9 protein-coding genes are annotated in these 13,486 nt (G+C 63.9%); 8 read left to right on the forward strand and 1 reads right to left on the reverse strand.

Annotated elements, in window-relative coordinates; all coding sequences use genetic code 11:
• Window positions 1-45: 45 nt before the first annotated feature.
• The 3 genes from BMX59_RS24960 to BMX59_RS24970 are packed head-to-tail and all read left to right on the forward strand — an operon-like array spanning window position 46 to window position 5,601.
• On the forward strand, window positions 46-1,284 hold the full coding sequence (locus BMX59_RS24960) for a TolC family protein (RefSeq protein WP_093126950.1): 1,239 nt from the start codon (window positions 46-48) through the stop codon (window positions 1,282-1,284).
• Entirely contained in the window at window positions 1,277-2,506 is a 1,230-nt protein-coding gene (locus tag BMX59_RS24965; protein ID WP_256572996.1) for an efflux RND transporter periplasmic adaptor subunit, read from the forward strand. The genes BMX59_RS24960 and BMX59_RS24965 overlap by 8 nt, the downstream gene beginning before the upstream one ends.
• On the forward strand, window positions 2,503-5,601 hold the full coding sequence (locus BMX59_RS24970) for an efflux RND transporter permease subunit (protein ID WP_093126958.1): 3,099 nt from the start codon (window positions 2,503-2,505) through the stop codon (window positions 5,599-5,601). Before BMX59_RS24965 ends, BMX59_RS24970 begins: the two co-directional genes overlap by 4 nt.
• A 115-nt stretch (window positions 5,602-5,716) precedes the next feature.
• Here BMX59_RS24970 and BMX59_RS24975 read toward each other — a convergent pair whose 3' ends face one another.
• Window positions 5,717-6,625 (reverse strand): MurR/RpiR family transcriptional regulator, encoded by a 909-nt coding sequence (locus BMX59_RS24975; RefSeq protein ID WP_058425739.1) that lies wholly within the window; start codon window positions 6,623-6,625, stop codon window positions 5,717-5,719.
• 283 nt (window positions 6,626-6,908) lie between these two features.
• Between BMX59_RS24975 and iolC the strand changes: the two genes are divergently transcribed.
• The 5 genes from iolC (at window position 6,909) to iolD (ending at window position 13,482) form a co-directional block, all read left to right on the forward strand.
• Entirely contained in the window at window positions 6,909-8,846 is a 1,938-nt protein-coding gene (iolC, locus tag BMX59_RS24980) for a bifunctional 5-dehydro-2-deoxygluconokinase/5-dehydro-2-deoxyphosphogluconate aldolase (RefSeq protein ID WP_093126962.1), read from the forward strand.
• A gap of 170 nt (window positions 8,847-9,016) precedes the next feature.
• A complete protein-coding gene (iolE, locus tag BMX59_RS24985) occupies window positions 9,017-9,910 on the forward strand; it encodes a myo-inosose-2 dehydratase (protein ID WP_093126966.1) in 894 nt (297 codons plus the stop codon).
• The gene (gene iolB / locus BMX59_RS24990; protein ID WP_071490060.1) at window positions 9,907-10,695 is read left to right on the forward strand and encodes a 5-deoxy-glucuronate isomerase; all 789 of its coding nucleotides are present in this window, start codon (window positions 9,907-9,909) and stop codon (window positions 10,693-10,695) included. Before iolE ends, iolB begins: the two co-directional genes overlap by 4 nt.
• Window positions 10,696-10,724: 29 nt before the next feature.
• Window positions 10,725-11,540 carry a TIM barrel protein gene (locus BMX59_RS24995; RefSeq protein WP_093126971.1) on the forward strand — a complete coding sequence of 272 codons (816 nt, stop codon included), beginning with the start codon at window positions 10,725-10,727 and terminating at the stop codon, window positions 11,538-11,540.
• A 10-nt stretch (window positions 11,541-11,550) separates the two neighbouring features.
• On the forward strand, window positions 11,551-13,482 hold the full coding sequence (gene iolD, locus BMX59_RS25000) for a 3D-(3,5/4)-trihydroxycyclohexane-1,2-dione acylhydrolase (decyclizing) (protein ID WP_093126976.1): 1,932 nt from the start codon (window positions 11,551-11,553) through the stop codon (window positions 13,480-13,482).
• Window positions 13,483-13,486 lie beyond the last annotated feature (4 nt).

Below are 13,486 nucleotides of genomic sequence, written 5' to 3' on the forward strand. Positions count from 1 at the left end.
GCCGCCTGACGCGGTGCACAGCGCAACGGAACAGGAATTTTCAACATGAATGCCTCCTACATGCGCGCCCTGGTGGTGGGCGTGCTGGCGTGGCCGGCGTTGGCGAACGCGCTGACCCTGGACGACGCCCTGCGCCTGGCGCAAAACAATGCACCGTCGCTGCTGGCCGAGTCGGCCAAGTTGCAGGCCGCCACCCAGGCGGCGATCCCGGCGGGCGAATTGCCTGACCCGAAGCTGGTGGTCGGCCTGCAGGACTTTCCCATTGGCGGGCCCAATCGCGGCACGTTGTATGGCGACGAGATGACGCAACAGATGATCGGCATCCAGCAACAGGTGCCTAGCCGCGACAAGCGCAAGGCCCGGGTCGAGCTGGCCGATGCAACCGTCGAGCGGGCGGCCGCCGAAGGGCGCATCGAGCGCCTCAACGTGCGCCAGGCCACGGCCCAGGCGTGGATTCGTGCGTATGCGGTCGCGCGCAAGCAAGCCCTGTTCAAGGACTTCTACCAACAGAACCGCCTGTTGCAAGACACCGTGCGTGCGCAGTTGGCCGGCGGCCGTGGCCAGGCCGCCGACGCGGTCATCCCCCGGCAGGAAGCCGCGGAGCTGGCTGGGCGCGAAGATGAGTTGACCCAGCAACGTACCCAGGCCCGCGCCGCGCTCAAGCGCTGGATCGGCCCGGCCGCCAACGAAGCCCCCAGCGGGCAACTGCCCGACTGGACCTTCGACCCCCATAGCCTGAACCACAACCTGCATCAGCACCCGGCACTGCAAGCCTACGTGCCGCGCACCCGTGAAGCGCAGGCGCGGTTGCAGGAGGCCAAGGCGCAAAAGACCTCGGACTGGAGTTGGGAGGTCGATTACGGGCACCGCAGCCGTGAGTTCGGTGACATGGTCAACGTGCAGTTCACCTTTGACTTGCCGATCTTCCCCGGCCGTCGACAAAACCCCGGCATCGCCGCCAAGCAGGCCGAGTTGGACCAACTCGACGCCGAGCGCGAAGCCGCTACCCGTGAGCATATCCAGATGCTCGATGACGACCTGGCCGACTACCAGCGCCTGGACCGTGCGGTGCAGCGCAGCCAGGACAGCCTGGTGCCGCTGGCCGAGGAAAAAGTCAGCTTGAGCCTGGCCGGCTATCGCGCCGGCAAAGGCGACTTGATGACGCTGGTCAACGCGCGCCGTGAACTGGTCGAAGCCCGTTTCAAACAGATCGATGCCATCGAGCAACGCGCCCTGGTCGGTGCGCAGCTGTATTTCGCCTATGGGGAACCCGCCAATGAATAATTCAATCGTGGCCGCTGTATTGCTGCTGGGCCTGGGAGCGGGCTACGGGCTGGCGCAGTGGCAGCCCGGCGCCTCATCCATGCCCGCCAAGGCCGACAGGCAGGCGCTGTACTGGTACGACCCGATGTTCCCGCAACAACAGTTCGATAAGCCCGGCAAGTCGCCGTTCATGGACATGCAGTTGGTGCCGCGCTACGCCGACGGGGCCGCATCGGCGGCCACGCCGGCGGTGCAGATTGACCCAGGCCTGGTGCAGAACATCGGCGTGCGCCTGGAGAGCGTGAGCCGCGGCGTGCTGACGTCCCGCCTGGAGCTGTCGGGCATTCTGGCCTTCAACGAGCGTGATGTGGCGGTGGTGCAGGCGCGGGCGGCGGGGTTTGTCGAGCGGGTCTACGCACGGGCACCGGGGGATGTGCTCAAGGCTGGCGCGCCATTGGTGGACCTGCTGATACCCGAGTGGGCGGCCGCCCAGGAAGAGTTCCTGGCCCTGCGGCGCAGCGGCGAGCGCGGCTTGATCGACGCTGCCCGCCAACGCCTGCGTCTGAGCGGGATGCCGGCGGGGTTGATTGCGCAGATGGAGCGCAGCGGCCAGGTGCAGTCGGTCCTGACCGTGACCAGCCCGATCAGCGGCGCACTGCAAACCCTTGAGGTGCGCGAAGGCATGACGGTGACGCCGGGGCAGACCCTGGCGCGGTTCAACGGCCTGGATCAGGTGTGGTTGCAGGTCGCCGTGCCTGAAGCCCAAGGCGCAATGTTGAACGTGGGGCAACGGGTGCAGAGCCACTTTGTCGGTTTACCGGGCAAGACGCTCGACGGCACGGTCAGCGCGATCTTGCCTGCCACCGCCATGGACAGCCGCACTGTGCAAGTGCGGGTCGAGCTGCCCAACCCCGACGGCGCCCTGCGCCCTGGCATGACCGCCCAGGTCAGTCTGGCGCAGACTGGCGGGCAAGCGCTGTTGCAGGTGCCCAGCGAAGCGTTGATCCGCACCGGCAAGCGCGTGCTGGTGATGCTGGCCGAGGAGGGCGGGCACTATCGTCCGGTCGAGGTTGAAACCGGGGTAGAAAACCAGGACCACACGGTGATCCTCAGCGGCCTGCAGGAAGGTCAGCAGGTGGTCGCCTCCGGGCAGTTCCTGCTCGACTCCGAGGCCAGTCTCAAGGGTGTTACGGCCACCGCGGCCGAAGCAGCGATGAACATGCAGCCGGGAGCCCAGCCATGATCGCCCTGTTGATTCGCTGGTCGGTGGCCAATCGTTTTCTGGTGCTGCTCGCCACCTTGTTCATCACCGCGTGGGGTGTCTGGTCGGTGCAGAACACACCCGTCGACGCTTTGCCAGATCTCTCGGATGTGCAGGTGATCATCCGCACCCCGTACCCGGGCCAGGCGCCGCAGATCGTCGAGAACCAGGTCACGTACCCGATGACCACCACCATGCTCTCGGTGCCGGGGGCCAAGACCGTGCGCGGTTTTTCGTTCTTCGGCGACAGCTACGTGTACGTGTTGTTCGACGAAGGCACCGACCTGTACTGGGCGCGCTCGCGGGTGCTGGAATACCTCAGCCAGTTGCAGGCGCGGCTGCCCGCATCAGCCAAACCGTCATTGGGGCCGGACGCCACCGGCGTGGGCTGGATCTACCAGTACGCCTTGGTGGACCGCACCGGCCAGCACGACCTGGCGCAATTGCGCGCGTTGCAGGACTGGTTCCTCAAGTTCGAACTCAAGACCCTGCCAAACGTGGCGGAGGTCGCTACCATCGGCGGCCAGGTCAAGCAATATCAGGTGCAGCTCGATCCGCTGGCCCTGGCCAGTCGCGGCATCACCCAGGTACAGGTGAAAGCAGCGATTGACCAGGCCAACCAGGAAGCCGGCGGCTCGGTATTGAACCTGGGCGAGTCCGAGTATGTGGTGCGCGCCTCCGGCTACCTGAAGAATCTCTCCGACTTCCGTGCCATCCCGCTGCGCCTGGACGCCAACAATGTGCCGGTCACCCTCGGCGACGTGGCGAACATCCAGCTGGGCCCGGACCTGCGCCGGGGCATCAGTGAGCTGGACGGTGAGGGCGAAGCGGTCGGCGGCGTGGTAATCCTGCGCAGCGGCAAGAATGCGCGGGAAGCCATCGCGGCGGTCAAGACCAAACTCGAGCAGTTGAAAAGCAGCCTGCCGCCCGGTGTTGAAATCGTCACCACCTACGACCGCAGCAAGCTGATCGACCGTGCCGTGGATAACCTCAGCCATAAACTGCTGGAAGAGTTCCTGGTGGTGGCGCTGGTGTGCGGAATTTTCCTGTGGCACCTGCGTTCGTCCCTGGTGGCGATCATCTCGTTGCCGGTGGGCGTATTGATCGCGTTTATCGTCATGCGTTTCCAGGGCATCAACGCCAACATCATGTCCCTGGGCGGCATTGCGATCGCCATTGGCGCGATGGTCGATGCGGCGGTGGTGATGATCGAAAACGCCCACAAGAAAATCGAAGCCTGGCACCACGCCCATCCCGGCCGGGAACTCAAGGGCGATGAGCACTGGAAGGTGATGACGGACGCCGCGGTCGAGGTGGGCCCGGCGCTGTTTTTCTGCCTGCTGATCATTACGCTGTCGTTTATTCCGGTGTTCACCTTGCAGGCCCAGGAAGGCCGTCTGTTCGGGCCGCTGGCCTACACCAAGACCTACGCCATGGCGGCCGCCGCCGGGTTGTCGGTGACCCTGGTCCCGGTGCTGATGGGCTACTGGATTCGCGGACGCATACCCGACGAGCAACGCAACCCGCTCAATCGCGGCCTGATCAAGCTCTACCAGCCGGCGCTGGAGGCGGTGCTGCGCTGGCCGCGCATGACCTTGCTGGTGGCGCTGCTGATGGTAGCGAGCGCGCTGTGGCCGGTGTCGAAACTGGGCGGGGAATTCCTGCCGCCGCTGGATGAGGGCGACTTGCTGTACATGCCTTCGGCGCTGCCGGGCTTGTCGACACAGACGGCGGGTGAATTGCTGCAACGCACCGACCGCCTGATCAAGACCGTGCCCGAAGTCGCTCACGTATTTGGCAAGGCCGGTCGCGCTGAAACCGCCACCGACCCGGCGCCGCTGGAGATGTTCGAGACCACCATCGCGTTCAAGCCCAAGGATCAATGGCGCCCCGGCATGACCCCGGACAAACTGGTCAAGGAGCTGGACCGCGTGGTGCAGGTGCCGGGCCTGACCAATATCTGGATTCCGCCGATCCGCAACCGCATCGACATGCTGGCCACCGGGGTCAAGAGCCCGATTGGCGTAAAGGTCGCAGGCACCCGCCTGATGCAGATCGATGCGGTGACCCAGGCCGTGGAGAAAGTCGCCAAGACCGTGCCGGGCGTGAGTTCGGCGTTGGCCGAACGCCTGACCGGCGGGCGCTACATCGATGTCGACATCGACCGTGCTGCCGCCGCGCAATACGGGCTGAACATCAGCGATGTGCAGTCCATCGTGTCGGGCGCGGTGGGCGGTGAAACCATTGGCGAAACCGTGGAAGGCCTGGCGCGTTTCCCCATCAGCCTGCGCTACCCGAAGGAATGGCGCGACTCGGTGGAGGCGCTACGCAACCTGCCGGTGTACACGCCGCAGGGCAGCCAGATCACTTTGGGCACGGTCGCCAGGATCAAGGTCAATGATGGTCCGCCGATGCTCAAGAGCGAAAACGCGCGGCCTTCCGGCTGGGTCTATATCGACGTGCGTGATCGTGACCTGGCCTCGGTGGTCAGGGACCTGCGTGCGGCGATCAACCAGCAGGTGCAACTGCAACCGGGCATGAGCCTCAGTTATTCGGGGCAGTTCGAGTTCCTCGAACGCGCCAATCAGCGCCTGAAGCTGGTGGTGCCGGCCACCTTGCTGATCATCTTTGTACTGCTGTACCTGACCTTTCGCCGGGTGGGGGAGGCGTTGCTGATCCTGGCGACCTTGCCGTTCGCGTTGACCGGCGGCGTGTGGCTGCTTTACTGGCTGGGCTTCAACCTGTCGGTGGCCACGGGCGTGGGCTTTATCGCGCTGGCGGGGGTGTCGGCGGAGTTCGGCGTGATCATGCTGCTGTACCTGAAGAACGCCTGGGCCGAGCGCAACGATGGCAATCTATTGGCGGCCATCACCGAAGGCGCAGTCATGCGGGTTCGGCCCAAGGCAATGACGGTGGCGGTGATCATCGCCGGGCTACTGCCGATTTTGCTGGGCAGCGGCACCGGCAGTGAGGTGATGAGCCGGATTGCTGCGCCGATGATTGGCGGGATGCTGACGGCGCCGTTGCTCTCGCTGTTCGTCATTCCCGCAGCCTACTACCTGATGCGCCGCCGATAAACATGTGGGAGGGGGCTTGCCCCCGATAGCGCAGGATCAGGCACAAATCCAGTGACTGACACACCGCTATCGGGAGCAAGCTCCCTCCCACAGGGGAACTCCAATGCCGGCAGCTTCAGTCGTCAAACCCGACCTGCTCGTGAATCTCATCCACCTTCAACTCCAACCGGTACGCCACCGCAATAAACAACGCCTGGCACAGGCACAAGGTGGCACTCAACGAGCGGAAGGCGAACGACGAGCCTTCATTCACCAACAGCACCGCGTTAGCCCGCTTGGCCAGGGGCGACAGGTTGCTGTCGGTGATGATCAGCGTCTTGGCCTGGTGGTGCTGGGCGATGCGCAGGCAGTGCTGGGTCTCTTTGCCGTAGGGCGTGAAACTGATGGCGATCACCAGGTCATTGGCGCGCACGCTGCGCATCTGCTCGCGATAGCTGCCGCCCAGGCCCGAGATCAGGTGGATGCGCTTGTTGGTGTGCTGCAGGTTGTAGACCAGGTAATCGGCCACCGCAAAAGAGCGGCGCACGCCGACTACGTAGATATTGTCGGCATTCACCACCAGGTCCACGGCTTTGTCGAACGCGGCATCGTCCAGCTCCAGCCCCAGACGCTCGATGCCGGACAAGGTCGCGTTGACGCATTCGCGCGCCAGGTCGCCGCCGCTGGCTTTCTGCGACTTGTTGGCGATCATGCTGCGGATGCGTTGCTGGTAGTTCTGCACCGGCGTGGTCTTGTGGGTGTAGGCCTCGCGGAACAGCGCCTGCATCTCGCTGAACCCACTGAACCCGAAACGCTGCGAGAAACGCACGATGGCCGACGGGTGCACTTCGCATTCACGGGCGATGTCGCTGATGCGGTCGACCATGATCCGGTCGCTCTGCTGGCTCATGTAGCTGGCGATGCGCTTGAGCTGGCGCGGCAGGCTCTCGTATTCGTCGGTGATCAGCTGCAACAGGCGCTCGGCATTGATCGGAGGGCTGGCGATAGAGTCTTCCAGGGTGGTCTCGGGATCGGTGCGGGACATGGGCAATCCTTCTGGCGTATTCGTCTGTTGCGCTGATGGGTGGCGCAAGTCTACAGGGTAGGCGCAAAAAAATACCCCGGCATCACGGCCGGCGTGGCCTGCTGAAACGATGCACTGTGGTGGGAGCGCCCCTGCAGGAGCTTAATGGAAAAAATATTCCAATGAAAAAATATATGGAATAAATATTGATTGGCGCCGCCGGACGTTCTAGTCTGCTCCCACCAAGAGCGTTTGCCGCCCCACGGCGGCACAACGCAGGCTGATAAAAATAACAGGAGCCAGCATGGGCCAGACTCGTTTTGCCAGTGGGCGTCAATTGGATCTGATTTGCCTCGGGCGCCTGGGCGTCGACCTCTATGCACAGCAAGTCGGTGCGCGGCTTGAGGACGTGTCCAGCTTCGCCAAGTACCTCGGCGGGTCCTCCGCCAACATCGCCTTCGGCACCGCCAGGCTCGGGCTCAAGTCGGCGATGCTGAGCCGGGTCGGCGACGACCACATGGGCCGCTTCCTGGTGGAGTCCCTGGCCCGCGAAGGCTGCGATGTCAGCGGCATCAAGGTCGACCCGGAACGCCTCACCGCCCTGGTGTTGCTCGGCCTCAAGGACCGTGAAACCTTCCCCCTGGTGTTCTACCGCGAAAACTGCGCCGACATGGCCCTGCGTGCCGAAGACGTCAACGAAGCCTTTATCGCATCCAGTAAAGCCCTGCTGATCACCGGCACGCATTTCTCCACCGACGGCGTGTACAAGGCCAGCATCCAGGCGCTGGATTACGCGGCCAGGCACAACGTCAAGCGTGTGCTGGATATCGACTACCGCCCGGTGCTGTGGGGCCTGGCGGGCAAGGCCGACGGCGAAACCCGTTTTGTTGCCGACCAGAATGTCAGCCAGCACGTGCAGAAGATCCTGCCGCGCTTCGACCTGATCGTCGGCACCGAAGAAGAATTCCTCATCGCGGGCGGCAGTGAAGACTTGCTCGTCGCCCTGCGCAACGTGCGTGAACTGACCCCGGCGACGCTGGTGGTCAAGCTAGGTCCGCAAGGCTGCACGGTGATCCACGGCGCCATCCCCGCACGCTTGGAAGACGGCGCGATTTACCCTGGCGTGCGCGTGGAAGTGCTCAATGTGCTGGGGGCCGGCGATGCGTTCATGTCGGGCTTTCTCAGTGGTTGGCTCAACGATGCCAGCGATGAGCGTTGCAGCCAGTTGGCCAATGCCTGCGGCGGCCTGGTGGTTTCGCGTCACGCCTGCGCACCGGCCATGCCGACGCCGGCGGAGCTGGAGTACCTGTTCAACAGCCCGGTGCCGATCACCCGTCCGGACCAGGACGTGACACTGCAACGCCTGCACCGCGTGACGGTGCCGCGCAAGGCCTGGAAACAACTGTTCGTGTTTGCCTTCGACCACCGCTGGCAACTGGTGGACCTGGCACAAAAGGGCGGCCAGGACCTTGCGCGCATCAGCGAGGCCAAGCAACTGTTTATCCAGGCCATCGAACGCGTCGAGCAAAAGCTCGCCGAACAAGGCGTAGAGGCCGATGTCGGCCTGCTCGCCGACCAGCGCTTCGGCCAGGACGCACTCAACGCCGCCAGCGGTCGTGGCTGGTGGATCGCGCGCCCGGTGGAAGTGCAGAACTCGCGGCCGCTGGCGTTTGAGCATGGCCGTTCGGTGGGCAGCAACCTGATTGCCTGGCCCCAGGAACAGATCATCAAGTGCCTGGTGCAATTCCATCCGGACGACGAACCCTTGCTGCGCCTGGAACAGGAAGCGCAACTGAAAGCGGTGTACGAGGCGTCGATTGTCAGCGGTCATGAACTGCTGCTGGAAGTCATCCCACCCAAAGACCACCCGTCCACCTATCCCGACGTGCTCTATCGCAGCCTCAAGCGCCTGTACAACCTGGGGATCTACCCAGCGTGGTGGAAGATCGAGGCGCAATCGGCCGAGGACTGGCGCAAGCTCGACGCCCTGATCCAGGAGCGCGACCCGTACTGCCGAGGCGTGGTGCTGCTGGGCCTGAATGCCTCGGCCGAATGCCTCGCCGATGGCTTCCAGCAGGCCCGCCTGAGCACCACTTGCCGAGGCTTTGCCGTGGGCCGCACGATCTTCCAGGCGCCGAGCCGGGCGTGGATGGCGGGGGAGATCGACGATGAAACCCTGATCCAGCAGGTGCAGGCCACGTTCGAACAACTGATCAACGCCTGGCGCAGTGCCCGAGGCTAAACCCAGTTCTTGATTTGAAATGCAATCCAATGTGGGAGGGGGCTTGCCCCCGATTGCGGTTGTTCAGTGACAGCAGTGGTGTCTGACACTCAGCTATCGGGGGCAAGCCCCCTCCCACATACAGCAAAAAGCAGATCTCAGTGATACCTGAAAATAATAAAGGTGCAGCCATGCCCGCAATCCGAATTGGCATCAACCCGATCTCCTGGAGCAACGACGACCTGCCGGCCCTGGGCGGTGAAACGCCCCTGAGCACCGCCCTCAGCGAAGGCAAGGAAATCGGCTACGAAGGCTTCGAGCTCAACGGCAAATTCCCCAAGGACGCCAAGGGCGTCGGCGATGTGTTGCGCCCGTATGACCTGGCGCTGGTCTCCGGCTGGTACTCCAGCCGCCTGGCCCGGCGCTCCGTGGCGGAAGAAATCGAGGCCATCGCCGGCCATGTCGAGTTGCTCAAACAGAACGGCGCCTCGGTACTGGTCTACGGCGAAGTGGCCGATTCGATCCAGGGCTCGCGCATCCGCCTGATCGAACGTCCGCGTTTCCACAGCGAACAGGCCTGGCAGGACTATGCCGACAAACTCACCGAACTGGCGCGGTTCACCCTGTCCCAGGGTGTGCGCCTGGCGTATCACCACCATATGGGCGCGTACGTCGAGTCCCCGGAAGACATCGACCAACTGATGCAACGCACCGGCCCCGAAGTCGGCCTGCTGTTCGATTCGGGCCATTGCTACATGGGCGGCGGCGAGCCTCTCGCGGTGCTGCGCAAACATATCGACCGCGTCTGTCATGTGCATTTCAAGGACGTGCGCAAACCGGTGGTGCAGCTGGCGCGCAACCAGATGTGGAGTTTTCCCGACTGCATCGTCAACGGCACCTTCACCGTGCCCGGCGATGGCGATATCGACTTCGCCGAACTGCTCGATGTGCTGCTGGCCGCCCACTATGAAGGTTGGCTGGTGGTGGAAGCCGAACAGGACCCGGCCGTGGCGCCCAGCTATATCTATGCGAAAAAAGGCTACGACACCTTGCGTGCGCTTCTGAATGAGAGGACCGGACAATGAGCTTGTTGGTCAAAAGCAGCAAACGCGGGCAGACCATGGTCGCCCTGGAGCCCGGGCGCCTGGAGTACGTAGGGTTCGCCGCCTACCGCCTGAGCCTGGGCGAAACCCTGCCGGTCAGCGCCGGAGACCAGGAGTTGTGCCTGGTATTGCTCAGCGGCCGCGTAAACATCGAGGGGGAGGGCTTCAACTGGCAGAACCTGGGGGATCGCCAATCGGTGTTTGAAGACAAATCGCCGTTCGCCGCTTACCTGCCGCCGGGCACCGATGCCCAGGTAACCGCCTTGAGCGATGTGCAGATTGCGGTCTGCGCCGCGCCCGGCGCCGAAGGCTACGAACCGCGGCTGATCCGCCCGGAAACCTGCAAGCGCAGCGTGCGCGGCAAAGGTGCCAACACCCGCTACGTGTGCGACATCCTGCCCGACAGCGAGCCAGCCCATTCGCTGCTGGTGGTGGAGGTGCGCACGCCGTCCGGGCATTCGTCGAGCTACCCGCCGCACAAACACGACACCGATGACTTGCCGCGCCAGAGCTTCCTCGAAGAGACCTACTACCACCAGATCAATCCGCCCCAGGGCTTTGTGTTCCAGCGCGTCTATACCGACGACCGCAGCATCGACCAGGCCATGGCCGTGGAAAACAGCGACCTGGTCGTCGTGCCCAAGGGCTATCACCCGGTCAGCGTGCCCTATGGCTACGAGTCCTATTACCTGAACGTGATGGCCGGCCCCAAGCGCGCCTGGCATTTCCACAACGACCCGCAGCACAGCTGGCTGCTGGACCTCTAATCAGCGGTTCTGGACGGAGAATAACAACAATGAAGTCGCCTCTACGTTTCGCCCTTAACCGCATGGTCGCGCCCAGCCTGTCCCTGCCGGATTTCATCCAGTTGGCGGCGGCGCTCAAGTGCGATGCCATCGAGTTGCGCAATGACCTGGCGGACAAGCAGATCGAGTTCGGCACCCCGGCCAGCCGCGTGCGTGAGTTGTGCGCGGTGCAGGGCATCACGGTGCTGTCGATCAACGCGCTGTACCCCTTTGATGTGTGGAACGACGAGCGCCGTGCCCAGGCAATCCAGATGGCGACCTACGCCCGCGAGTGCGGCGCCCAGGGCCTGGTGATGTGCCCGCTCAACGAGCCGGGCGACACCCGCAACGAAGCCCAGCGTGCAGCCGGCTTGCGCACGGCCTTGAGCGAGCTGGCGCCGATCCTGCGCGAGTACGGCATCCTCGGGTTTATCGAGCCCCTGGGCTTTGAAGAGTGTGCGCTGCGGCGCAAGCGCGTGGCGGTGGACGCGATCATGTCCATCGGCGGCCTGGATGTGTTCCGCCTGGTGCACGACACCTTCCATCATCACCTGGCCAGCGAACATGAGTTCTTCCCGGAGTTGACCGGCCTGGTGCATATCTCCGGCGTCGAAGATGCCCAAGCGCCGCTGAGTTCGATTCGCGACGACCACCGCGTGCTGGTGGGCGAGGGCGACATCCTCGGCAATGCGGCGCAGATCGACACCTTGCTCAGCACCGGCTACAGCGGCTACCTGTCGTTCGAGCCGTTTGCCGAGAGCGTGCACGGGCTGGCGGATATCCAGCAGGCCTTGGGCGCAAGCATCGCCCACCTGCAGAAACGATAAGGGGCGCGACATGACCACAACCCGACTGACCATGGCCCAGGCCCTGGTGAAGTTCCTGGACAACCAATACATCGAAGTCGATGGCGTGCAGAGCAAGTTCGTCGCCGGGGTGTTCACCATTTTCGGCCACGGCAACGTGCTGGGCCTGGGCCAGGCCCTGGAGCAGGACAGCGGCGACCTGGTGGTGCACCAGGGCCGCAACGAGCAAGGCATGGCCCATGCGGCGATCGGGTTCGCCAAGCAGCACCTGCGCCGCAAGATCTACGCGTGTACGGCGTCCGTCGGCCCAGGCGCTGCCAATATGCTGACCGCCGCCGCGACCGCCACGGCCAACCGTATCCCGTTGTTGCTGTTGCCCGGCGATGTGTACGCCAGCCGCCAGCCTGACCCGGTGCTGCAACAGATCGAGCAGTTCCACGACTTGAGCATCAGCACCAACGATGCCTTCCGCTCGGTCAGCAAATACTGGGACCGCATCAACCGCCCCGAGCAGTTGATGAGCGCCGCGATCCACGCCATGCGTGTGCTCACCGATCCGGCTGAAACCGGCGCGGTGACCCTGGCATTGCCCCAGGATGTGCAGGCCGAGGCCTGGGATTATCCGGATTATTTCCTGCACAAACGTGTGCACCGTATCGAGCGTCGCCCGGCCACCGGCGCGATGATCGGTGATGCATTGGCCGCCTTCCGGGGCAAGCGCAAGCCGCTGATCATCTGCGGTGGCGGTGTTAAGTACTCCGGCGCGAATGCCGCGCTGCAAGCCTTTGCCGAACGCTTTGATATTCCCTTCGCCGAGACCCAGGCGGGCAAGAGCGCCGTGGTCTCCAGCCATCCGCTGAACGTGGGTGGCATTGGCGAAACCGGCTGCCTGGCGGCCAACCTGCTGGCGCCCGAGGCCGACCTGATCATTGGTGTGGGCACGCGTTACACCGACTTCACCACCTCGTCCAAATCGCTGTTCAAGCACCCTGAGGTGACGTTCCTCAACCTCAACATCAGCCCCTGCGATGCCTTGAAGCTCGACGGCGTGCAAGTGCTGGCCGATGCGCAAGTGGCCCTCGAAGCATTGGCCGATGCCCTCGGCGATTACCGCTCCGGCTGGGGTGGGCAGGTCGTCGCGGCCAAGGCGCAGTTGGACGCCGAAGTGGATCGTGTGCACCAGGTGGAATATGACGGCGACGGGTTTGTGCCCGAGGTCGACGACCGTCTCGACCGTGGCGTGCTGCGTGAATTCATCGAGCTGACCGGCTCGTGCCTGACCCAGAGCCGTGTACTGGGTGTGCTCAACCAAGCCCTGGCCGACGACGCGATCATCGTCGCCGCCGCCGGCAGTCTGCCCGGCGACCTGCAACGCGCCTGGCGCAGCAAGGGCGTCAACACCTACCACGTCGAGTACGGCTACTCGTGCATGGGCTACGAGATCAACGCGGCGCTCGGCGTGAAACTCGCCGAGCCGACTAAAGAGGTGTACGCACTGGTCGGCGATGGCTCCTACATGATGCTGCACTCGGAGCTGGCCACCTCGATCCAGGAGCGGCGCAAGATCAACGTGGTGCTGCTCGACAACATGGCGTTCGGCTGCATCAACAACCTGCAGATCGGCAACGGCATGGACAGCTTCGGCACCGAATTCCGCTACCGCAACCCCGAGAGCGGCAAGCTTGACGGCGGCCTGGTGCCGGTGGACTTCGCCATGAGCGCGGCGGCCTATGGCTGCAAGACCTACAAGGTCAGCACGGTGGAGCAACTCGAAGCCGCGCTGGCGGATGCGCGTATACAAACGGTGTCGACGCTGATCGATATCAAGGTGCTGCCCAAGACCATGGTCCACGGCTATCTGTCGTGGTGGCGAGTGGGTGTGGCGCAAGTGTCCACCAGCGAACGCACGAATGCCGCTGCGAAAAAACTCAATGAACACCTGGCGAAGGCCCGGCAGTACTAATAAC

Origin of the sequence: Pseudomonas sp. NFR09, assembly GCF_900111535.1 — a bacterium.
Taxonomy (GTDB): Bacteria; Pseudomonadota; Gammaproteobacteria; order Pseudomonadales; family Pseudomonadaceae; genus Aquipseudomonas; species Aquipseudomonas extremorientalis.